Genomic DNA, 21,142 nt, shown 5'->3' with positions numbered 1-21,142 from the left:
CTGGAAATGTTTCGATTCCCACATCACCAAGCCATTCAAATAAAAATCTTTCTTCCAACAGGATTTTTTATTTTTATTTCTCTCTATTTTTCTTCACCAAGACACACCTAATTTCTACCGAAACACTTTCACTCTCGACCCCGTAAAAAGTTTTTATAAACAGGAGCCTTAGCCATGCCAGATCTTGACGGACATCTTGTTCTTGCGGACCGGGTTATGCCCGGTCGCCTGTCTTTCTCTGACCAGATCCATGCTGTTGCGGCCCATAATACGGTGCCAGACCGGTATATTCTGCCGGGCTTTATTGACGGCCATGTGCACGGCGGCAACGGGGCCGATACAATGGATGGCGTGCAGGCCATTCACACGCTCTCTCGCTTCCACGCCCAGCATGGCACCACCACCATTCTGCCCACCACCATCACGCGACCTTGGGCAGATGTCATGGATGCGCTGTACGCCGTAGCGGAAGTGGTCAGCACACAAATCCCCGGGGGTCCGGTTGTGCATGGCGCGCATCTGGAAGGCCCGTTTGTCAGCCCGCATAAGCTGGGCGCGCAGCCGCCTTATGCCATTCCCCCCACAGCAGACCGCGTGGCCGAAGCGGTGGGGACAGGCTGTGTAAAGGTTGTAACGCTCGCCCCGGAACTGCCACACGCGCAGACAGCCATCAAGCAGTTTGCAGAAGCGGGCGTGCGCATCAGCCTCGGCCACACCGTGGCGGAGTATGAAGAAACCAACGCGGCAATCTGCCAGATTTGCGCTGTTGGCGGCGTAGCCGGGGGCACGCATCTGTTTAACGCCATGGCCCCCATTACCAGCCGCAAGCCCGGACCCGTTACGGCCCTGATGTGCAGCGATGCCTACGCGGAAATGATTTTCGATACACACCATGTCCACCCTGCAACCTTCCGGCTCGCACATCGGGTCATGGGCGGTAGGCTGGTTTTTGTAACCGACGCTATGCGCGCCACCGGCCTACCGGAAGGCCCAAGCCAGTTGGGCGGGCAGGACGTGATGGTTAAAGACGGCGCAGCCCGCCTACCGGATGGGACTCTAGCTGGCAGCGTGCTGACGCTGGATCAGGCCTTGCGCAACGCTCTTCAGGCTGGCACGCCGCTTCTGGAAGCCGCCGCTCTGCTCAGCACCAATCCGGCCCGGTATCTCGGTCTTGCAGACCGCGGCACACTGGACGTGGGCAAACGCGCGGATTTCGTCGTGCTGGATTCCGCCTTCATGGTTCAGGAAGTCTGGGTTGGCGGTGCGCGTATTGTTTGAACAGAAAGAGTAAAAATTAGAAAAAATTTTTGGGTGTCGCCTTTTTTTTCAAACAGGGGGCGTCTTCTGAAGCTTTTTGAAAAAAGCTTCACCAAAAACTTCTTTCTGATTTTTGTATGTTTTCTGGACAGATTTTTCAGATATGCGCTGAGGCTCTCGACATAAAAAAAGGAAGAAGATCACGGGTTCCGATCCTCTTCCTTTTTCTCAAACCCAGTTCGGGATTTTTAAAAACCTGTTAGGCAGGCAGGCGGTTGATGGCGGCAATACCTTCCGCACAACCCAGAACAGCGGCTTTTTCCTTCACTGTCAGCCTTGCTTCAAGCTCTGACAGATTCGGTGCTTCAGATACTTTCAGCAACCCGACCAGTTGATCCGGGTTGATCGGATCGCCCGGCTTACGGGCAGGCGGCAGCATAGCAGCATGAGCGTGCAACAACCCGGCATCCGCCCGCAGCGCGCGCAGGGCATCAGAGGGCAGGGACGGACCGTGATCTTCCTCAACAGCCCGCTCGGTTTTTACCAGAACGTCTGGCGGATGCGTTTCTTCCGGTACCAGAAGCAGACCGGCTTTTTTAAAACTCTGCCCCACATCGCGGCTGCTCGTCATGACAACAAGCGGTATGGAAAAGACCAATCCCAGCAACACAGGCGTCATCCAGAAGAACAGGGACGGGGAAACGACCCACGCACCAATGCCCAGCAACAAACCGAAAATGGTAAATTTGGCGTATTGGCGCACAACAACCATCAACGGAACGCCACCATCATCGCGCTTCTGGGTGTTCCAGCCGGAATCATGTCCAGAGAGAATGGAAATCACACCCGATGTCTGAATCAGCATGGCAATCGGCGCAATCAGACCACCAATCAGCGTTTCCACCAGCACGGAAGCCGCGGCACGGATCAGCCCACCACACCCCCGGCAAGTCGCACGATCAGCTACCAGGGCAATATAGGCCAGCATCTTGGGGGCCAGCAGAATCGCCATGGTGCCGATAAACACATACTTCGCCTGCACCGGGTCCACATGCGGCCAGTGTGGGTAGAGGATTTTGGTATCGCCAAAATATTCCGGGCGCTCAAAATGTGCCTGAAGGGAGATCAAAATCCCGGTCAGCAGGAACACCAGCCAGAGCGGGGAGGTGACATACGCACCAATCCCCACCACCATATGCATCCGGCTGATCCAGTGCAGTTTTTTAGTGGGCAGCACTTTCACATGCTGCAAGTTTCCCTGACACCACCGGCGGTCACGAATAGCAACATCCGTCAGTGAGGGCGGACTTTCTTCATAAGACCCATCCAGCCCCGGCACCATGTGGATCGCCCAGCCACCCCGGCGCATAAGAGCCGCTTCCACAAAGTCATGGCTCAGAATATGGCCGCCAAACGGCTTACGCCCCGGCACATGCGGCAGGCCCGCCTGCCCGGCAAAGGCCTTTGTGCGGATAATGGCATTATGGCCCCAGTAATTGCCTTCCGAGCCATGCCACCAAGCAATACCATGCGCAATCACCGGCCCATAGACACGGCCTGCAAATTGCTGGAGTCGGGCAAATAGTGTGGTTCCACCGACAATAACCGGCAGGGTCTGGATCAGCCCCACACCGGGGTTGCGCTCCATGGCTCCAGCCATGCGCACCAGAGTCTCGCCAGACATGACGGAGTCCGCGTCCAGCGTCACCATCTGGTCATAGGCCGCGCCAAAGCGACGCACCCATTCTCCGACATTCCCGGCCTTGCGTTCCACATTATTATGGCGACGGCGATAGAAAATCCGGTTTTCCCCACCCGTCTGCGCCCGTAGCGCCAGAAAGGCCGCTTCCTCTTCCACCCACACATCAGGGTTGGTTGTGTCGGAGAGAATAAACACATCAAACGCATCGACCTGCCCGGTTTCACACAGGCTGGTGTAAATGGCTTTCAGTCCAGCCATCACGCGATGCGGGGGCTCATTATAGGTTGGCAGCAGCAGGGCTGTGCGGGAATGAAGGGTAGGGAGCGGGCCGGAGCGGGTAATACCTAGCCCCAATCCCCCCCGCGTAATAAGAGAAAAGAAACCGGCCAGTGAGGAGGTAAACGCCAGCGCAATCCACAAAAACAGGGCGACAAACAGCACCAGCATGATGACGCCGAGGGTGGAAACACCGTTGGCATCCAGCACTTTATGGGTGCGCCACGCGCCAAAGGCTGTCAGGGCCAGCGCGGACCCAATCACGAGAAACCGCCGCAGGGCAATGGTCGCCGGGGAGGTTGAGGGCGTTCTGCCCCGTCCTTCCATATCCGGCGCGGCATGCAGATCCTGCACCGGCATGGCCAGCGGTGCTTCTGGCGGAAGCGCCTGAAACGGGTGCGTCCGGAGTTCAGGCTGCGTCATTACGGCGTCCAACGATACACCCATTCTTCCGAGACCGGGCCGCTGTCCGTCGCCAGAACAGCACTCAGCTCCACCACTTTTTCATCCCCGGGGGCAAATTCAAAGGTTGTGCGCCAGCCATTGATATTCGGGTTTGGCTCCACAACCACATTCCGTATCTTACCGCCAGAAAATTTCGGTTCCAGATGGAATTTTGTGTCTTTTGGCAGCCGTTCAAACGGCACACCCATGAAATCAATGGCAAAGAAGCGGGCATTTTTATCATCAACAACCGCGCCAACACGCGTGGCCCCAATACGGGCCAGTGGCGTGGGGAAGGGCGCATCCCACCCCCAGTACATGCGGTAGGTAAAACTATATTCCCTCCCGGCTTCCAGTGGGGTTTTTGGCCGCCAGAAGGAGACGATATTATCATTCACCTCATTCGGCGTCGGGATTTCCACCAGATCAACCCAGCCCTGCCCCCAGTCTCCTATCGGTTCAATCCATAGAGACGGGCGCTTTTCGTAATTCAGGGCCAGATCTTCAAAATCATGGAAATTCCGGCGGCGCTGCATCAGGCCGAAGCCACGTGGAGAATCATCAGTAAAGGCCGAGAACTGTAAATCCAGCGGGTTGCGCAGCGGGCGGAACAGTTCCTGCCCGGCACCGGTCCACATCTGGAGGGCTTCGCTATCATGCGCGGCCGGACGCCAGTCATCCACGTGGTTGTGGTCGTTGGCGTCAAAATAGAACATGCCAGTCAGCGGTGCGATGCCAGACTGGTCAATTTTGGTGCGCGGGTAAAGGGTGGACTGAACGTCAAACACCGTTGTGTCCCCCGGACGGATGGTGAAGCGGAAAGCCCCCGCGACGGAGGGGCTGTCCAGCAGCGCATGCACCACAACAGCCTTCACTCCCGGCTGCGGCTTTTCAAGCCAGAAGGCACGGAACAGGGCAAATTCCTCACCTTTCGGGTCACCTGTGCCATCCGCGAAGCCTCTGGCGGACAGGCCATAACTCTGCCCCTTGGCAACGGCGCGGAAATAGGACGCCCCCAGAAAAACGCAGAATTCCTCCATCACACCCGGCGTGTTGATGGCTGTGCGCAGGCGCAGACCGGCAAAGCCGAGATTGTCATCCACTTTCAGGGTTGAGTCCCCATAGGTGAACAGATCAGAGGAATAGGGAACAGGAGCCGATTTACCGTCGAGAATTTCAAAAATCTCAATGCGGGGGCGGTAGAGGAATCCACGCGGGAAAAACGCGACATCAAACACCAGATTGTCGCCATGCCACAAGGTCCGGTCATCCCGGTAGGCAATGCTGCGGAACTGGTCAAAATTCAGATTATCCAGCGCTTTGGGTAAAGTCTGGTCTGGTCCGTGATACGGCGCGCTGGCAAGACGCCGGGCTATCTGCCGCACCGTCATGTCATCAAACGTGCCCGTTGCTCCTTCAAGCCCTTCCGCCCGGGCCTGACGGGCCGCACCCCCGGCCAGAGTTGCGAGTGTTGCCCCCGCGCCAATCCGAATTAAGTCCCGCCGCTGTACAGATGAAGACACACCAGACTCCCGAATGCCCGTTTGATGGATGGGCTAAAAATTTCTTTAATAACAAACTTGCCGTGCGATACGGCTTTTTAAGGGCATTCCACGGCTTGTGATGTTAAGAGTTTTTCAAGTTCCGCTAAATACACCGCAGAAGCCTGCGCCGCCTGTTTTTCGATATCCCGATAGCAACGCACAACGGCCTCACCCTCTGCTGTCAGAAACGCGCCGCCACCACCACCGGGCCGGGTCACCACCAGAGGTTCACGGAACATCTGGTTCAGACTGTCCACCAGCAACCATGTCCGACGGTAGGACATGCCCATGGCACGTCCCGCCGCGGAAATAGACCCTGTTTCCGCCAGTTGTTCAAGCAGCCGGATTTTGCCATGCCCGAGGGCAGGTTTGCCATCCGCGTCCACCCGCAAGGTCAGTCTCAACCGCTCTGTCATTCGCCAGCCCGCGTTCGCGTTGTCGTTTTATGCGTGATACCATGAGACATCATGCTTTTTCTCACCCGATATCAGGCGTCAGCACTGTTTTCATGATAAACTCTCACGCAGATACCATCTGGCGTTCCATGAGGCCAGACGATCTTGCCGCCACCATCATGCTCGCGGCACGCATCCACCCCGATTATCCGGAAGATGATGCTATTTTTGGAGAACGGCTGGCACTGGCCCCGGAAGGCTGCTTCGTGCTGGCCAATGCCAGCGGGGTGCACGGCTATCTGATCAGCCACCCATGGGCAGGTAAACTCTCACCACGCCTCAACTGCTTACTTGGCAGCCTGCCAGCCCACCCGGAAAGCTGGTATCTGCATGATCTCGCGCTGGATGAAACGGTACGGGGGCAGGGGAGAGCCAAAGACGCCATTGTTCTGGCAGAACATGCGGCCCGCGCGGCAAACCTGCCCATCCTCAGCCTGACGGCCACCGGCCCCGCCCGCGCCTTCTGGCTGCGACAGGGTTTTACCCCGGAAGATATTTCAGACGCCGAGAAAGCTGTGCTGGCCTCGTATGACCCCGAAGCCAGCTTTTTATCCCGACCAGTCTGAAGCCGGGATCTAAGGCCGGGCCCGGAGTTTACTCTTCCACGTGCTCGTCGGGAGCCAGCATCATGGCTTCCGCCACAATCCCGGAATGCTCGCGCACCTTGCGTTCAATTTCATCCGCCATTTCAGGATGGTCACGCAGGAACTGCTTGGAGTTTTCACGCCCCTGACCAATGCGCTGGCTGTCATAGGAGAACCATGCGCCGGATTTCTCCACCACACCGGCCTTAACACCCAGATCAATCAGTTCCCCGACCTTACTGATGCCTTCACCATACATGATGTCAAACTCAACCTGACGGAACGGCGGGGCCATCTTGTTCTTGACCACCTTCACCCGTGTCTGGTTGCCCACCACTTCGTCCTTGTCCTTGATGGACCCGATGCGGCGGATATCCAGACGCACAGAGGCATAGAACTTCAGTGCATTCCCGCCCGTGGTGGTTTCCGGGTTGCCAAACATCACCCCGATTTTCAGACGAATCTGGTTCAGGAAGATCATCATGGTGTTGGAGCGCGCAACTGAGCCGGTCAGCTTGCGCAGCGCCTGACTCATCAGGCGGGCATGCAGGCCAACGTGGCTGTCGCCCATATCGCCTTCCAGTTCCGCACGCGGCACTAGAGCGGCCACACTGTCCACCACCAGCACATCAATCGCGCCCGACCGCACCAGCGTATCCGCAATTTCAAGCGCCTGCTCACCCGCATCAGGCTGGCTGATCAGCAGATTATCAATATCCACGCCCAGTTTCTTGGCGTAGCCGGGGTCCAGCGCGTGCTCGGCATCAATAAACGCACAGGTGCCGCCCCGCTTCTGGGCTTCTGCAATGGCGTGGAGAGCCAGCGTGGTTTTACCCGAGCTTTCCGGCCCGTAAATTTCAATCACACGGCCGCGCGGCAGACCGCCAATTCCCAAAGCAATATCCAACCCCAGAGAGCCACTGGGCACCACATCCGCCTGTTCTTTCGGGCGCTGCCCCAGCCGCATGACAGACCCTTTTCCAAAAGCCCGTTCGATCTGCCCGAGCGCGCCTTCAAGAGCTTTTGCCTTATCCATCATTCACCTTTCCTGTGGCCTCGGCTGAGGCCGGGAGTGCTGCACTGTTTCAAGACGTGCCATAAAAGCCGCGCGCCGGGCAATGACCGGCATCAGGGCCAGATATCCGCTCAGGCACATTAAGCTTGGTTTCTGTTCGCTCTTATAGAAACAAAACAAGAACATTTCAAGCCGGAAACAGGCGGCCCGAAGCCGCCTTGCCTCCTGCCGCTTATACGACAAATACTATTTGGTATGGCCTGAAGAGACCGCAAGGCCAGAGCCACGCGGATCGGTCCAGCCGAAACACGCTCCAGAATCCCCCGGAAGTCCGGCAGGACAGGAGACGAAGTTGGCGCGGCCCATACCCTCCGTAACCGTGGGGCGCTGGCCTGCAATGGCAGCCCGCAGAGCCACTGCCGCGGTATCCGCCGCCACGTTCTGGCCAGAGGCTGTGGCCGCCGCCCGGAACTGGGTCACGTCCTGATGCGCAATGGCTGCTGTCAGCAATGGCAGCGGACGGCGTACAGGAGAAGCCGCAAGCACAATGCCGGTGGACCCGGCCACACGGCCCGTGCCGAACAGGTTGTTCATGGTCAGGCCACAGCTTACCGTCTCGCCCGTGCGGTCCGTCACGACAAAAGACGTGGACGCAGGGAGAGGCGGCAGTGCTGAGCCGGACGGCAGATTCCCGCTCTTCAGCAGAGCCTGCGCATCAGCCACGGTCATGGCGGCACCTTTGCCATTCTGGTGGGCACGCCAGCCGGACACAACGGCTTCCGCCCGCACACCCGCATGACCATGCTCATCCATAGAGCTATAGGCAGCAGCGGTTCCCAGCCCGCCATCGGCGGGGGGCGGCAGGAAGCTGATCTCCAGCCCGCCAGACCGCAGAGTCAACGGCTGTTCGGCCTGAGCGAGATTGGCGCGCATGTCAGATGAGGTCAGCCCGGCGCCTGCGGCCTGAGACGCGCGTATGAAGCTCTGTGCCAGTGACCCGTTATAAAGATCCCCCACGCCAGCAATACGCATGCGCTCCAGCGCACCGGCCAGACGCGGCTGTACCATCAGGTCATTCGCGCCAAGCACGGTCCCGTTGCTGTTGGCAAAAATGGCGCGGGTTGTGTCATCCGCCAGAAGGGGCGCATGCACAGCGGCCAGATCGGACGCCAAAAGCCCACCCACCGGCACGCCGTCTGTCGCCAGATTACGGGCCGGAACAATCAGATCCGCAAAATCAATATGCCCGTAGCGCATCTGCATCAGATACAGACCACGTGCCAGCATGGGCACGGACGCCGGGCGGTCGGACCGCGCATCGGTCTGCCCTGCACGCGGGAGGAACAGGAACGCCTGCCCCTGCGCATCCCCCGGACGCCAAGCCAGACAGGCTCCGCCAGCCCCCAGAGATGCACGGGAAGGCAGCGTCACGGACAGCGCCAGCCCCAGAGCCGCCGCCGCATCCGCCGCGTTACCGCCCTGCGCCAGCACATCCCGCGCGACCAGAGCCGCCTGCGGTTCATCCGCCACAACCTCACCCACAAAACCCGCGATTGTAGGCGGCTGGGTCGGACCATCATGCCCGAAGATACCGCAAGACGTCAGGGAACAGGCCATCAGCAGGGCTGCCATCCGGGCTGAACAGGTCTTCATGAAATGCTCGGGCACGCCTTGGTGTCTCCATTGCTCTGGTCTGCCCGCACACGGGGCGTCTGATAACTCTGTTCTGGATTACCGCCGTTCCGGGCGGGCAGCAACACGCACGCGCCATTTCCATCACAACAGTTCTGCTTTAAATATAAAAGCACCATGAAAAAGCTGATAACCCTTTCTTTCAGGCGCGCCGCTCTGGCCGGAGCCGCAAGCCTCTTCCTGCTCTGCGGTGCCGCGGTTTCCGCGCATGCGGACTCCTCCAGCTTCAGCCCCGCCCAAAGGGCTGAAATTGTTGACATCATGCGCACTGCGCTGAAGACAGACCCGACCATTCTGTCAGACGCCATCAGTTCCCTACAGGCGCAGGCTGCCGCCAAAAAGGCGTCCTCCGCGCTGGACACCGTGCGCCAGCACAGGGCCGATTACGGGCAGAGTTCAACCGATGTCGTGCTGGGCAACAAAACAGGCAAGCTGGAAGTGGTCGAATTTTATGACCCCCGCTGCCCGTACTGCCGCAAGGTACTGGCCGATCTGGACCATCTGGTCAGCACGGAACCGGACCTGCGTCTGGTTGAAAAAATCATCCCCGTGCTGGGGGCCAACAGCGTGATGGATGCGCAGGCCATTATGGCGGCGGGTCTTCAGGGCAAATATATCCCGTTCCAGAAAGCCCTGATGGCCGATTCCTCAGCCCCGTCTTTGGAGCGCATCCGCCGTATTGCAGAAAATCTCGGGCTGGATGCGGACCGCCTGCAAAAAGATATGAAAAGCCCGGCCGTGACCACAGCACTCAGCAAAAATATGGAACTGGCGCGGGCGATTGATCTGGAAGGGACGCCAACCTTTATTATCGGCGACCGTGAAATCATCCCCGGTGCAGCGTCCGAGCGGGACCTGAAAGCAGCGCTCGACCGGCTGCGTAAAGCTCACTGACCTCTTTCACCCCTCCGGTTTACAGGCCGGAGGGGGATGAAAAGCGTTTTTTTAGGCCGCGTCTTCGGTCTGGCGGGCAGGCATCACGCCTTCTTCCCGCAGCAGGTGTGCCAGAGCGCGCACCATTTCATCCATCATCTCATCCGTGTGGAACGGCCCCGGCGTCAGCCGCAGGCGCTCCGTGCCCTGCGGCACCGTAGGATAATTGATGGGCGTGGCATACTGCCCGTATTCCACCAGAAGACGACGGCAGATACGCTTGCAACGTTCCGCATCCCCAACCGGAATGGGCACGATGTGGCTCGGCGTCATGGTGAACGGTACCCCGGCAGCCCGCAGACGGGCGCGGAAGGTGTTCACCCGCTCAAACATTTTCTCACGCCGCCAGTTTTCTGCGCGGACCTTGCGCACACTGGTCAGCGCCGCCCCCACAACGGACGGCGGCAGAGCCGTGGTGAAAATGAAGCCCGATGCCGTGGAACGCAGGAAGTCCACGATCTCGGTGGAGGCCGTGATATAGCCGCCGTGCACGCCAAAACCCTTGGCGAGCGTGCCTTCAATAATATCAACCTGATCGGCCATCCCATCGCGCTGGGAAATGCCGCCGCCTTCCTCACCATACAGGCCGACGGCATGCACCTCATCCAGATAGGTCAGGGCGTTATATTTGCGGGCCAGAGCGCAGATCCCGGCAATATCGGAAATATCGCCGTCCATGGAATACACGCTTTCAAACGCGATCAGCTTGGGGGCGTCCGCCGGGGCTTCGGCCAGTTTTGCCTCAAGGTCCGCTAGATCATTATGCTCAAAAATGACTGTCTGAGAGCCACGCGCGCCCTTGATGCCTGCAATCATGGAGGCATGGTTCAGGCGGTCTGAAAAGCAGATCCAGCCGGGCATGGAGGTCAGGATGGTCTGAAGGCTGGCCTGATTGGAGACATAGCCGGAGCCAAATAGTAATCCGGCTTCCTTGCCGTGCAGAGACGCCATTTCCGCTTCCAACGCGGTATGCAGCGGGCTGGTCCCAGCGATATTCCGGGTGCCACCGGCGCCAGCGCCATGCTCACGGATGGCGGCAATGGCGGCCTCCTGCACTTCCGGCACCACGCCCATGCCTAGATAGTCATTGGTGGACCAGACAATCACCTCCCGCCCTTCCGGCAGGGCAGGCAGGTCTTCCTCATAAAGAGGGAAGCGGTCAGCAAGGCGCGCCAGCGGGGTAAATGTGCGGTAGCGCCCCTGCTGCCGGATGCTGTTCAATGCCGTATGACAATGCTCATAAAACGGATGCCGAGCGTTTTTGATTAATCCCACGCTTCTACTCTCCTCGCGTCGTCAGAAACGGTCGGGGCTCGGCACGGGCCCGTCGGCCGTCTGGCCAGTTTTCACGTAAAGCCGGTCTTCACATAAACTTGTCAGGGTTATTTCACATACACCCTGATGACGGAGTTCGTCACGGTCGAATCCGGCATGGCGGCCATTTCCACCTGCGCGGGGGAAGCCCCATCTTTAATAATGGCCTGTGTCACAGCCTGTCCGTCACCCTGCACCAACTGCACGAGAGCCTGCTGGTCGGTCTCGGAGTCCTTCCCCGGCGGCACCAGACACTGCACCACAAACAGGATATCGGGCTTGCTGAGGAGTGCTTTATGCACAATCTGCGCAACCGGCCCGCTCCATTCCTTGGGGGAGGTTCCAGCTACAAGCTCGATCAGCGGCGGCACGGGCGGTGGGCCGGGCGGGGCCGGGGGAATATACGGCACGGGCGGTTTACCTGCCCGCGCATTAAAGGTTTTCTGGTCCACCAGCTTGCACCCGCTCAGGCACAGCGCAATACTCGCGACAAACGCCACCCGAAACAACGGTCCCTTTTCTGTAAAGCGGGAAACAGACAGCATAACGGGCAGAACTCCGGTTCAGACAGCAGAAAACACTCTTACCCTCTCTTTCGCGCCCCTTTGCGGCAGACGCAAGGTAAAGCCTGTATGGTACCCAGCGAAACTTGCTCTCGCCTCCGTCCGCCGTTATTGAGCAGGGCACGACAAGAAGCATTGCCGCAAAGGCAAGACCGTCACGGAAGGCAGGCGAATGGCACCAGTCCCTTCGGCAGACCCGACCGCCCATCAGGCCGAGGTTCACCTCTCCGCTCAGCAAAATGCTGTAGCCAGAATGAGCCGCGCGGCACGCCTGCTGCTGAATGATGAACACCTGCCCCCCCATGCCCGCACCCTGCTGAACAGGATGTGCCTGCCCGTCACAGCCCTCTGGTGCCGCGTTCTGCGGTTTGACCCCAGCGCCCCCAACTGGCCGGACCGAGACCGATTTGTGGTGCCCTCCACCACCATGCAGCCGCTGCTGCGCGCTATGCTGACTCTGACCGGCTCCGCCACGGAGTCCGATACCCCGCTTGAATATGGCCGTCACCCGGCGGTGGAGGTTGCTCCGGGGCCAGCAGGGCAGGGTGTGGCGGCGGCTGTCGGCATGGCGTTTGCGGAACAGACTCTCGCCCGCCGGTTTGGGCGCTCGCTGGTCAACCACCGCACATGGGTACTGGCGCAGGATACAGACCTTGCCACCGGTGTGGCTATGGAAGCCGCCCAACTTGCCGGACGCTTCGGACTGGACAGACTAGCTGTTCTCGTCACCCCTCCCGCAGGCCCGGATAACAGGGATTTTTCCGATTCGCTCACCCGGTTCAGCGCCTCCGGCTGGACCGTGCGCAAAGTTGATGCCGGGAATGCCGCGGCCATCAGTTCCGCCCTTGCGGCCACCCTGCGCGCGCGCAAACCCACCCTGATCGCCTGCCTGCCCCCTGACCTGCCTTGTGACCTGACAGATACGCTCCCCGGCCCACACCTCCCAGCGGAAGAAGAACTGACCGGCCCATGGAGCCCCACCGCCCGGCGCGGGGCCACAACCCGACGCTCATGGTTGCGCCGCTTTGCGCGCCACCGCCAGCGCGCCGCCTTTGAGCGGGAAATGCAAAACCAGCGCCCAACTCTGTTTGATGAAGACTGGCAACGGACTTTCCACTGGCAGATGCACCTTTCGGAGGGGCAGTCCACACAGGATGCCGGACTTGCCGGGCTGCGGGCCTTGTCTGAAATTCTGCCGGAATTGGTCTGCCTGACCGCATCCTCAGCCTATCGGCAAGATATGGCCACCCCGATCCCCCAGCCCGCCACGCTGCCACCCACCATGGCAACCACTCAGCTAGCCCCCCAGCAGGCCCACACACTGCTGCTGGCAGGAGAGCAGTCCTGCGGCATTCAGGATCATGGCATGGCAGGCATGCTCAATGGTATTGCCTTGCACGGAGGCCTGCTCCCCTGCTGCGCTGCCAGCATGATGACGGTGGACCGCATGCGCTCCGCCCTGCGCATGGCCGCCCTCATGCGCCGTAAAGTGTTGTATCTGCTGACCGGAGACGGCCTTGCGCTGGGCGATGGCGGCGGCGGCTGGCAGCCCGTGGAACAGCTCGCCAGCCTGCGGGCTATGCCCCATCTGGCCGTTTTCCGCCCGTGTGATGCTCGGGAGACCACGGCCTGCTGGGACGCAGCCCTCAACTGGCAGGGCGGGCCCGCCATGCTGCTGCTCTGCCCGTATGAAAACCAGCATGGCCCGCTTCCTGCCCCTGCCTTCGGCACCCCTTCATGCGGGGGGTATGTGGTGAAGCAGGACGAGATGCCGCAGGTCACGCTGATTGCCTCCGGGCCGGAGGTTGCCATCGCGCTCAAAGCGTCGCACCATCTTGCCCGGAAAGATATTCGGGCCACCGTTGTCTCCATTCCCTGCTGGGAACTGTTTGCGGAACAGCCCGCCAGTTACCGCAGGACCGTGCTGGGTACCGCTGGCCTGCGCGTGGGGATTGAGGCCGCCTCCGGCTTTGGCTGGGAGCGGTGGCTTGGTGAAGAAGGAGTTTTTGTTGGCATGGATGATTTCGGCACGTCCGCCCCGGCCAACGCTTTGTACGAACGCTTTGGCATTACTGTTGAGGCGATCTGCGAAAAGGTGCTAACGCGCCTTCTTGCCTCAGGTGTTGAACGGGGAGCCTCCCTGCGCACGCCGGACCAGCCCCGAACCCGCGTTCGGGGACCGTTAACGACAAGACCATAGAATAAAAATAAACGGAGTTTGGAAAAACCATGGCAGTCAAAATTGCAATCAACGGATTCGGACGTATTGGCCGGCTTGTCCTGCGCGGTATTATTGAAAGCGGGCGGACGGATGTTGTGCCAGTCGCCATTAACGATCTGGGCAGCGTGGCCGATAACGCCCACCTGCTGAGCTATGACAGCGTGCATGGCCGCCTGCCGGCTGAGGTCAAGGTTGACGGCAACAAGCTGATCATCACAGCGCATGGCCGCACATGGGACCCGATTACCGTCTCCGCCGAGCGTGACCCTTCCAAAGTGCCGTTTCAGGGCGTGGATGTGGCCATGGAATGCACGGGCCTGTTCACCTCCAAGGAAAAGGCTGGTCAGCTTCTGGCCGCCGGTGCCCGTAAGGTGATTATTTCCGCGCCGGGCACGGATGCGGACGCCACCATTGTTTACGGTGTGAACCAGAACGTGCTGACACCGGATATGACGGTGATCTCCAACGCCTCCTGCACCACCAACTGTCTGGCTCCCGTTGCCAAAGTGCTGGAAGACGCCTTTGGTATTGAACGCGGCTACATGGTCACCATCCACTCCTACACGGGTGACCAGCGCACGGTGGACACCCTGCACAACGACCTGCGCCGCGCCCGCGCCGCCGCTCTGAACATGATCCCAACGTCCACGGGGGCCGCCCGTGCCGTGGGTCTGGTTCTGCCGCAGTTGAAAGGCAAGCTGGATGGCACCGCCATTCGCGTGCCGACAGCCAACGTCTCCCTCGTCTCACTCGACTTCGTGCCGAAAAAAGTGCCGGGTTCTGTGGAAGAGGTGAACGCCGCCATCAAGGCCGCAGCGTCCTCTGGTCCGCTCAAAGGCATTCTGGATTATTCCGATGCCCCGCTGGTCAGCTCCGACTTCAACCACGCGCTGGCCTCTTCCACCTTTGACGCCACCCAGACCACTCTGGTTGACGGCGGCAAACTGGTCCGTATCTGCGCATGGTATGACAATGAGTGGGGCTTCTCCAACCGTATGTCCGACACAGCCGCTCTGTTCGGGTCCCTCTGATGGCCATTCTCCCTTTCAACACGCTGGATAAGCTTGACCCGCAGGGCAAGCGCATCCTTCTGAGAGCGGATCTGAACGTCCCTATGCAGGACGGGAAGATTTCGGACATGACGCGCATTGAGCGCATTGTGCCCACCATCCGGGAACTGGCCGACAAAGGCGGGCGCGTGATCGTGCTGAGCCATTTTGACCGCCCGAAGGGCAAGGTTGTGCCCGGCCTGTCTCTGGAACCCATGGCCACGGCTCTGGCCACGGCGCTGGGCAAGCCGGTCAGCTTCATGCATGACTGCATCGGCCCGCAGGCAGAAACCGCAGCGCGCTCCATGAAAGATGGGGAAGTGCTGCTGCTGGAAAACACCCGCTTCTACCCCGGTGAGGAAACCAACGCACCGGATCTGGCCGCCGAACTGGCTAAGCTGGGCGATGTGTATGTGAATGATGCGTTCTCCGCAGCGCACCGTGCCCATGCCTCCACCGCAGGCGTCGCCGGACATCTGCCGTCCTACGCCGGGCGTCTAATGGAAGCGGAACTCTCCGCGCTGGACGCAGCCCTTGAAAACCCCGAGCATCCGGTTGGCGCGATTGTCGGCGGCGCGAAAGTGTCCACCAAACTCGCGCTGCTGGAAAACATGCTGGAACGCGTGGATGTTCTGGTTGTGGGCGGGGCGATGGCCAACACGTTCCTCGCAGCCAAAGGCTACAACGTCGGCAAGTCCCTCAAGGAAGAGGACATGCTGGACACCGCCCGGCAGATTATCGCCAAGGCGCAGGAAAAGAACTGCGATCTGGTTCTGCCGGTAGATGTTGTCCTCTCCGAGGATTTCATGGCTGGCGCCCCCACGCTACTCGCCCCCGTGACGGAAATCCCGGACGGCTGGATGGCGCTGGATGTCGGGCCGGAAACGGTCAAACTGCTGAAAGCCAAGCTGGCTGGCCTGAAAACGCTGGTTTGGAACGGCCCTCTGGGCGTGTTCGAACTGCCGCCGTTTGATGAAGGCACTAATGCCGTCGCGCAGGAAGCAGCACGTCTGACCAAAGCTGGCAGCCTGAAAACCATTGCCGGAGGGGGGGACACTGTTTCCGCCCTGCGCCATGCCGGTGTGCTGGATGACATGACCTATGTTTCCACCGCAGGCGGTGCGTTTCTGGAATGGCTGGAAGGCAAGATTTTGCCGGGCCTGACCGCACTCAGCACCACGCTGGAGCGGACCATTCCCATCTAAAACCGTCCTGTTTTTCAGGGTGGTTTTAGAAAGACAAAAAACGCCGGGGGCTCAGCTTCCCGGCGTTTTTTATACGCGCGCTCTGGTTTTCACGCGCCCCAACGTATTCATCAGCGCAACGCCTGCTAGAATAATGGCACCGCCAGCCATGGTGCGCAGGTCCGGAACTTCTCCCGCTATCAGCAACGCCAACACCAAGGTTGTAGGGGCAAGCAGATAGATAAAACCGGAGGAACGGGCAACGCCAATCCTGCCAACAACATACGCCCAAGCCGCATAGCCCAGAATGGCCGGAAACACCGCAAGCTGCGCAACCAGAAGCCAGCCAGTCACCGGGGCCGCCCGCAAACTACTGATGGCCTGCGGAAGCCATGGTGTGAGCAACAGCGCGCCAATAATCAGCACATATGCGGTTGTTGCCAAAGCGCCATAGGTGAAAACAAGCTTCTTCTGCACGGTATTATAAAGTGCCGCGGCAAACGCGGCCCCCAGCACATCCACGGCACCCGCGCCAAACGTCAGTCCGCCCGGCTGATGCTGCGCCACCAGCACAACACCGCAAAAACTGATGAGCGAACCAACCCAGCCCCAGATAGACAGCCTCTCGCCCATTATCCCCACAGCAAGCAGGGCTGAAATCAAGGGCGAAAAGCTGATCAGCAAACTTGCCGCACCAGCGGAGACCGTCTGCTCCCCCACATTGAAGAGGATATTATAAAGGGAAATTCCTATCGCTCCGCACACCACAAAGCGCGGGAGGTCCTGCACACGCGGCAAAAGGGGCCGGGTTACGCCAACCCATATCAACGCAAGGACAGCCGCCAGCGCATAACGCGCGGCAGCCAGCGGAATAGGGGGCAAAAACTGCAACGCCAGACGCACAACCGGATACGCGCTGGCCCACGATAAAATTGCCAACGCTGCGACAAACACCGGCACCGGCGGGTGGGATGCACCCAAGGCGTGACCCGGCGAGGCCGGAGCAGAATGCGCATCCATAATCTCTTACTCTCCGGTTCCTCTACTCTCGGCGCAAAACCTGATCTGTCATGAAAGAGGCTATTTTTCCGGCGACAAAGTCACGCTTTAACGCGGCTTCATCATACTCATCCCGCACCCAGTCCAGAAACGGAATCCGCCCTTCAGCTTCAGCCTGATAGCGCAGGAAAAATGCATCCAGAATGCCTGTGCGAGATTGGCGGAAATGCCCAAACCGCCAAGACAATTCTTTCAGCGCGCGCTCCGCCGTGCCGCCTTCAAACATAATCACCAGCCCGGAGGCCAGCCCTGCGCGGTCCGCTCCGGATTTGCAGTGCATGAGCATTGGGAAGGCAATCTGCTGATACAGGCCCGCAAAACGCAGGATACGGTCCCGGTGCGGGGCACCCCGGCTTTCAAACGCCATGTCCACATGGGCCAGCCCAAGCCGGGCCGCAGCGTTGCGGGATAAGGCATCGGACCCACATTTCCGGTGGCCGCGCAGATTAACCAGCGTACGCAGGTTAAACCGCCGCATGGCCCATTTCAGGCGAGCGGGTGTTGGATGATTACAGCGATAGACCTTACCCGGCACGACAGCGTGGAAATTTGTCCAGACCAGCCGGAAAATGGCGTGATCCACAAATAAACTGTCTGTCCATGCCTGCGTACGACCGGCAAAGGAGGAAAGATGGCCGTCAAACACGAACTGCGCTGCTCCGTTCCATAGAAAGGTCTGGTGTCTCACCCTGCTTCCTCAGCGTCAATCTTTTCAGACAAAGCTGACCATCAGGGGCAGGGGCAGGGGCAGGGGCAGGGGCGATCATCCAGCTTCAGGCAAAAAAACGTCAGGTCCAGCCAACCTCTTTCATCACACCTGTCGCTTCAAACCCGAGTTGTCTGTGTAACGCGACCGAGCCACTATTAGCGGCATCAATCCCGGCTACCATCACATGCTTGCCCTGCACGCGGGCGCGCTCAATAAGCGCGGTCATCAAAGCCAGACCAACTCCCTGCCGCTGCGCCAGTGGATGCACATAAACAGAATGTTCCACCGTATGCCGGTATCCATCCCACGCCCGCCATGGACCAAAGGTGGCATAGCCCGCCACCTCATCGCCCGCCGTCACGGCCACCAGAACAGGATAGCCTGCCTGCTGGCGTTCCAGCAGCCATGCCAGACGGTTGGCCTCATCCACCACCGTGTCATTCCAGATGGCCGTCGTCTGCGCAACGGCATGGTTATAAATGCTGGTAATCCGAGGGATATCCGCCGGGCAGGCGTCACGAAGCATCATCATGCGCCTGTTATGCCGGAGGCTCCGTGCGCAAAGCAAACCGAAATAATCGGTTCACAGACCAGCCGGAGGCACCACCGCTGGCTGTTCAGGTAAGCCCTGAAGTTTGTAGAGTGAGAGGGAAAATTTGTTCGGGCTGTTCCTGTTATGGTGCCGGACATTGGCCGTATAGATCAGAGTGTAATGGTCATGCAGCCACTGGCAAACCGGGGCTTCAACCTCGTGCCTTTCGCAGCCGATATAAGGCGTGACCACGTAGGCAGGCCGTTGCTCCAAGTCCTGCATATAGCGCTTCCATGCGTCCTGCCGGAAGAGGATATCGATATGATTGTCGAACAGATACACATCAAACGGCCTAAGATCAGACTGATAAAAAACCGCGTGAAACGCCCTGATATTCAGAACGCGTGCCTGACCGACCTCCCGGGCAATCCGCGCATAATCCACGCGCGACGTATAGATTGAGATATTCACATTCCTTCTGATCTCCGTGCCCATGAAAAACAGGGCGGAGACCCAGAGCGGCATGAGCGCAAGGCGAGAGGGAAAGGCCCGTTCACGGAACAGAATGGCCAGCATGAGCGTGGCTGGAGCAAAACACAGAATGAAATAATGCTGATACGGATGCCCCGACAGCAGCGTTGCAGGGAAGGATGAGGCAAACCACACTGGCAGGATCATGGTTTTGCGGGATTCCGCGTCAGCCAGATGAAAAGGAAAACGCCTGAGCCATGCCAGCAGAATTGGCAGGGTGAGCCCCAGATAGAACGTCATCCAAAACACATTCAGCAACCGGTCGGACAAGACGCCGCCATAATTATGCAGAAAATTTCTCTGCATGGAAAAATAGGCCTGCAAAGCCCCGTGCCCGACAATCAGGTAAGGCGAGAACAATGCGACCAGACCGACTATTCCCCCAAAAACGACCACCACGCACCGGGAAAGCCGGAACCATCCGGGGGAGAAGAGAAGCAGCGCCACAGGCCCCAGAAGACACACTACGGCCAAATAATTCACATTGATAACCAGAGCCGCAATCAGGCCCGCTACAAAAAACGGGACTATTTTTCCTGTCTCCGTTCCCTTGAGCATCAGCGCCAGAATCAGCGCTTCGCTCACAACCAGAACAAGTTCCGTATTTCCGGATAACAGGTCAAAAATCGCGCCGCAGATAATCAGGATAACAAAGGCAAGTCGGCGGCTGAAAGACCCGAACACCCGACCAATCGAAACAAACACCGCGCTGAGCAGCAGCGCCAAAAGCGTAAATTTCCCGACCGCAATGGGCGTCAGCCTGTCCCACAGGCCATAAAACAGATAGACGCCCAAGGGTTTATGATCAAACGCATAGCTGTACGGCAGAACATAATCCCGGAACAGGCCGCGCCCAAGCAGTACATAACAAGCCGGATCACCATCCGAAAACGGAATAATGCAGTAACTCAGCACATACAGCACAACAACGCCGAGCAGAAAATATTTCAACCCTGTAATAAGGCCCGGAGCCATTGTCCGGGGCATGATATCCGAGAAAAACAGACTGGTTCTGCTATCTCTTTCTGGCACGCTCGTTTCCTTGTCTTGCGCGACTATTATATAAAATAGTCCCAATTATTAAATTTTTGTTTCGATATGAATTCGAATAGTCAAGTTATCCGAATTTTCAACATTTGTCATAAGTGTTCTTTTTAAGAGGTTTTTAAGTCTGAAAACAGAAAACCCGACGCACCAGCATGGTGCATCGGGTTTTTCTGATACTCACAAGGCCACGTGGGCCACAGAGAGCCTGAATTTCAGGCTTTCCGTTCAATCTGAAGTTCTTTAATCCGGCCGATCGCCTTGGCAGGATTAAGCCCTTTCGGACAGGTCTGGGTGCAGTTCATAATGGTACGGCAGGCATAAAGCTTGAAGGTATCATCCAGCGCATCCAGCCGCTCTCCGGTGTGCTCGTCACGGCTATCCGCAATCCAGCGATACGCGGCCAACAGCACAGCCGGGCCCAGATATTTATCCCCGTTCCACCAGTAAGACGGGCAGGACGTTGTGCAGCAGAAGCACAGGATACATTCCCACATGCCATCCAGCTTGGCGCGCTCTTCAATGCTCTGCTTACGCTCGGCATCCGGCGGCGGGGCACTGTCTGACTGCAACCACGGGCTGATGGACCGTAGCTGCGCATAAGCGCCATCAAGGTTGGACACCAGATCCTTGACAATCGGCATATGCGGCAGCGGGTAGATGCGCACATCTCCCGGAATATCCTTGATCGGCTTAAGACACGCCAGCGTGTTTTCACCATCAATATTCATCGCGCAGGAGCCGCAAATCCCTTCACGGCAGGACCTGCGGAATGTCAGTGTCGGGTCCACATCGTTCTTGATGTGGATAATGGCGTCCAGCACCATTGGCCCGATGGTGTCCAGATCCACTTCATAGGAATCCACAACCGGATTTCTGTCATCATCCGGCGTCCAGCGATAAACCCTGAACGTTTTGACGTTTTTTGCACCGGCTGGCGCGGGATAGGTTTTGCCTGTCCCGATCTCGCTGTTGCGCGGCAGTCTGAGTTCGACCATGTTCGCCTCCCTTTTTCGCCCGTTCTACCCGTCGGC

The 21,142-nt window shown here is 58.8% G+C and carries 18 protein-coding genes; 6 read left to right on the top strand and 12 right to left on the bottom strand.

Translation table 11 applies throughout. The annotated features are described in order from the left end of the window. Positions 1-216: 216 nt before the first annotated feature. On the top strand, positions 217-1,278 hold the full coding sequence (gene nagA / locus AD949_RS11780; protein WP_371277373.1) for an N-acetylglucosamine-6-phosphate deacetylase: 1,062 nt from the start codon (positions 217-219) through the stop codon (positions 1,276-1,278). 238 nt (positions 1,279-1,516) lie between these two features. On the opposite strand, the gene mdoH is transcribed toward nagA, so the two are convergent. From mdoH to AD949_RS11765, 3 genes are all read right to left on the bottom strand, one after another. Further along, positions 1,517-3,658 (bottom strand): glucans biosynthesis glucosyltransferase MdoH, encoded by a 2,142-nt coding sequence (gene mdoH / locus AD949_RS11775; protein ID WP_371277368.1) that lies wholly within the window; start codon positions 3,656-3,658, stop codon positions 1,517-1,519. Beyond that, positions 3,658-5,202 carry a glucan biosynthesis protein gene (locus AD949_RS11770; RefSeq protein ID WP_048834845.1) on the bottom strand — a complete coding sequence of 515 codons (1,545 nt, stop codon included), beginning with the start codon at positions 5,200-5,202 and terminating at the stop codon, positions 3,658-3,660. Before AD949_RS11770 ends, mdoH begins: the two co-directional genes overlap by 1 nt. A gap of 77 nt (positions 5,203-5,279) precedes the next feature. Beyond that, entirely contained in the window at positions 5,280-5,639 is a 360-nt protein-coding gene (locus tag AD949_RS11765; protein WP_048834844.1) for a winged helix-turn-helix domain-containing protein, read from the bottom strand. 92 nt (positions 5,640-5,731) lie between these two features. On the opposite strand from AD949_RS11765, the gene AD949_RS11760 reads away from it, so the two are divergent. After that, positions 5,732-6,244: a GNAT family N-acetyltransferase gene (locus AD949_RS11760; protein WP_048834843.1), complete on the top strand. Its 513-nt coding sequence runs from the start codon at positions 5,732-5,734 to the stop codon at positions 6,242-6,244. A gap of 28 nt (positions 6,245-6,272) precedes the next feature. Here AD949_RS11760 and recA read toward each other — a convergent pair whose 3' ends face one another. Continuing rightward, a complete protein-coding gene (recA, locus tag AD949_RS11755) occupies positions 6,273-7,298 on the bottom strand; it encodes a recombinase RecA (protein WP_244463280.1) in 1,026 nt (341 codons plus the stop codon). 225 nt (positions 7,299-7,523) lie between these two features. Beyond that, complete coding sequence (locus AD949_RS11750) at positions 7,524-8,945, bottom strand: gamma-glutamyltransferase (protein ID WP_248845782.1); 1,422 nt, start codon at positions 8,943-8,945, stop codon at positions 7,524-7,526. 141 nt (positions 8,946-9,086) lie between these two features. On the opposite strand from AD949_RS11750, the gene AD949_RS11745 reads away from it, so the two are divergent. Beyond that, positions 9,087-9,863, top strand: a complete 777-nt coding sequence (locus AD949_RS11745; protein WP_048834841.1) for a DsbA family protein — start codon at positions 9,087-9,089, stop codon at positions 9,861-9,863. 51 nt (positions 9,864-9,914) lie between these two features. Here the strand turns inward: AD949_RS11745 and hemA are convergent, their stop codons facing one another. Both hemA and AD949_RS11735 read right to left on the bottom strand, forming a co-directional pair. Continuing rightward, positions 9,915-11,177 (bottom strand): 5-aminolevulinate synthase, encoded by a 1,263-nt coding sequence (hemA, locus tag AD949_RS11740; protein WP_048834840.1) that lies wholly within the window; start codon positions 11,175-11,177, stop codon positions 9,915-9,917. 107 nt (positions 11,178-11,284) lie between these two features. After that, positions 11,285-11,761, bottom strand: a complete 477-nt coding sequence (locus AD949_RS11735; protein WP_048834839.1) for a hypothetical protein — start codon at positions 11,759-11,761, stop codon at positions 11,285-11,287. 190 nt (positions 11,762-11,951) lie between these two features. Between AD949_RS11735 and AD949_RS11730 the strand changes: the two genes are divergently transcribed. Genes AD949_RS11730 through AD949_RS11720 form a run of 3 tightly spaced genes read left to right on the top strand, consistent with a single transcriptional unit; the run spans position 11,952 to position 16,254 of the window. Beyond that, positions 11,952-13,979: a transketolase-like TK C-terminal-containing protein gene (locus AD949_RS11730; RefSeq protein WP_048834838.1), complete on the top strand. Its 2,028-nt coding sequence runs from the start codon at positions 11,952-11,954 to the stop codon at positions 13,977-13,979. A 29-nt stretch (positions 13,980-14,008) separates the two neighbouring features. Beyond that, the gene (gene gap, locus AD949_RS11725) at positions 14,009-15,031 is read left to right on the top strand and encodes a type I glyceraldehyde-3-phosphate dehydrogenase (RefSeq protein WP_048834837.1); all 1,023 of its coding nucleotides are present in this window, start codon (positions 14,009-14,011) and stop codon (positions 15,029-15,031) included. Beyond that, entirely contained in the window at positions 15,031-16,254 is a 1,224-nt protein-coding gene (locus tag AD949_RS11720; protein ID WP_048834836.1) for a phosphoglycerate kinase, read from the top strand. The genes gap and AD949_RS11720 overlap by 1 nt, the downstream gene beginning before the upstream one ends. Positions 16,255-16,323: 69 nt before the next feature. On the opposite strand, the gene AD949_RS11715 is transcribed toward AD949_RS11720, so the two are convergent. From AD949_RS11715 to AD949_RS11695, 5 genes are all read right to left on the bottom strand, one after another. Then, the gene (locus AD949_RS11715) at positions 16,324-17,253 is read right to left on the bottom strand and encodes a DMT family transporter (RefSeq protein ID WP_082064580.1); all 930 of its coding nucleotides are present in this window, start codon (positions 17,251-17,253) and stop codon (positions 16,324-16,326) included. A gap of 22 nt (positions 17,254-17,275) precedes the next feature. Beyond that, positions 17,276-17,938, bottom strand: coding sequence for a fused DSP-PTPase phosphatase/NAD kinase-like protein (locus AD949_RS11710; protein ID WP_048834880.1), 663 nt, complete (start codon positions 17,936-17,938; stop codon positions 17,276-17,278). Positions 17,939-18,080: 142 nt separating this feature from the next. Continuing rightward, on the bottom strand, positions 18,081-18,533 hold the full coding sequence (locus AD949_RS11705) for a GNAT family N-acetyltransferase (protein WP_244463276.1): 453 nt from the start codon (positions 18,531-18,533) through the stop codon (positions 18,081-18,083). A 51-nt stretch (positions 18,534-18,584) separates the two neighbouring features. Beyond that, entirely contained in the window at positions 18,585-20,096 is a 1,512-nt protein-coding gene (locus AD949_RS11700) for a hypothetical protein (protein WP_048834835.1), read from the bottom strand. A 227-nt stretch (positions 20,097-20,323) separates the two neighbouring features. After that, positions 20,324-21,106, bottom strand: coding sequence for a succinate dehydrogenase iron-sulfur subunit (locus AD949_RS11695; protein ID WP_048834834.1), 783 nt, complete (start codon positions 21,104-21,106; stop codon positions 20,324-20,326). Positions 21,107-21,142: the final 36 nt, after the last annotated feature.

It is taken from the genome of Acetobacter orleanensis (genome assembly GCF_001581005.1).
Lineage (GTDB): Bacteria > Pseudomonadota > Alphaproteobacteria > Acetobacterales > Acetobacteraceae > Acetobacter > Acetobacter orleanensis.
This window is presented reverse-complemented; position numbering and strand designations above follow the sequence as displayed.

Excerpts from the sequence above, each read along its gene's own strand:
- nagA (WP_371277373.1), top strand. The coding sequence starts at position 217 with ATGCCCGGTCGCCTGTCTTTCTCTGACCAGATCCATGCTGTTGCGGCC.
- mdoH (WP_371277368.1), bottom strand. The coding sequence starts at position 3,658 with ATGACGCAGCCTGAACTCCGGACGCACCCGTTTCAGGCGCTTCCGCCA.
- AD949_RS11765 (WP_048834844.1), bottom strand. The coding sequence starts at position 5,639 with ATGACAGAGCGGTTGAGACTGACCTTGCGGGTGGACGCGGATGGCAAA.
- AD949_RS11760 (WP_048834843.1), top strand. The coding sequence starts at position 5,732 with ATGATAAACTCTCACGCAGATACCATCTGGCGTTCCATGAGGCCAGAC.
- recA (WP_244463280.1), bottom strand. The coding sequence starts at position 7,298 with ATGGATAAGGCAAAAGCTCTTGAAGGCGCGCTCGGGCAGATCGAACGG.
- AD949_RS11745 (WP_048834841.1), top strand. The coding sequence starts at position 9,087 with ATGAAAAAGCTGATAACCCTTTCTTTCAGGCGCGCCGCTCTGGCCGGA.
- AD949_RS11735 (WP_048834839.1), bottom strand. The coding sequence starts at position 11,761 with ATGCTGTCTGTTTCCCGCTTTACAGAAAAGGGACCGTTGTTTCGGGTG.
- AD949_RS11730 (WP_048834838.1), top strand. The coding sequence starts at position 11,952 with ATGGCACCAGTCCCTTCGGCAGACCCGACCGCCCATCAGGCCGAGGTT.
- gap (WP_048834837.1), top strand. The coding sequence starts at position 14,009 with ATGGCAGTCAAAATTGCAATCAACGGATTCGGACGTATTGGCCGGCTT.
- AD949_RS11720 (WP_048834836.1), top strand. The coding sequence starts at position 15,031 with ATGGCCATTCTCCCTTTCAACACGCTGGATAAGCTTGACCCGCAGGGC.
- AD949_RS11715 (WP_082064580.1), bottom strand. The coding sequence starts at position 17,253 with ATGGATGCGCATTCTGCTCCGGCCTCGCCGGGTCACGCCTTGGGTGCA.
- AD949_RS11705 (WP_244463276.1), bottom strand. The coding sequence starts at position 18,533 with ATGATGATGCTTCGTGACGCCTGCCCGGCGGATATCCCTCGGATTACC.
- AD949_RS11695 (WP_048834834.1), bottom strand. The coding sequence starts at position 21,106 with ATGGTCGAACTCAGACTGCCGCGCAACAGCGAGATCGGGACAGGCAAA.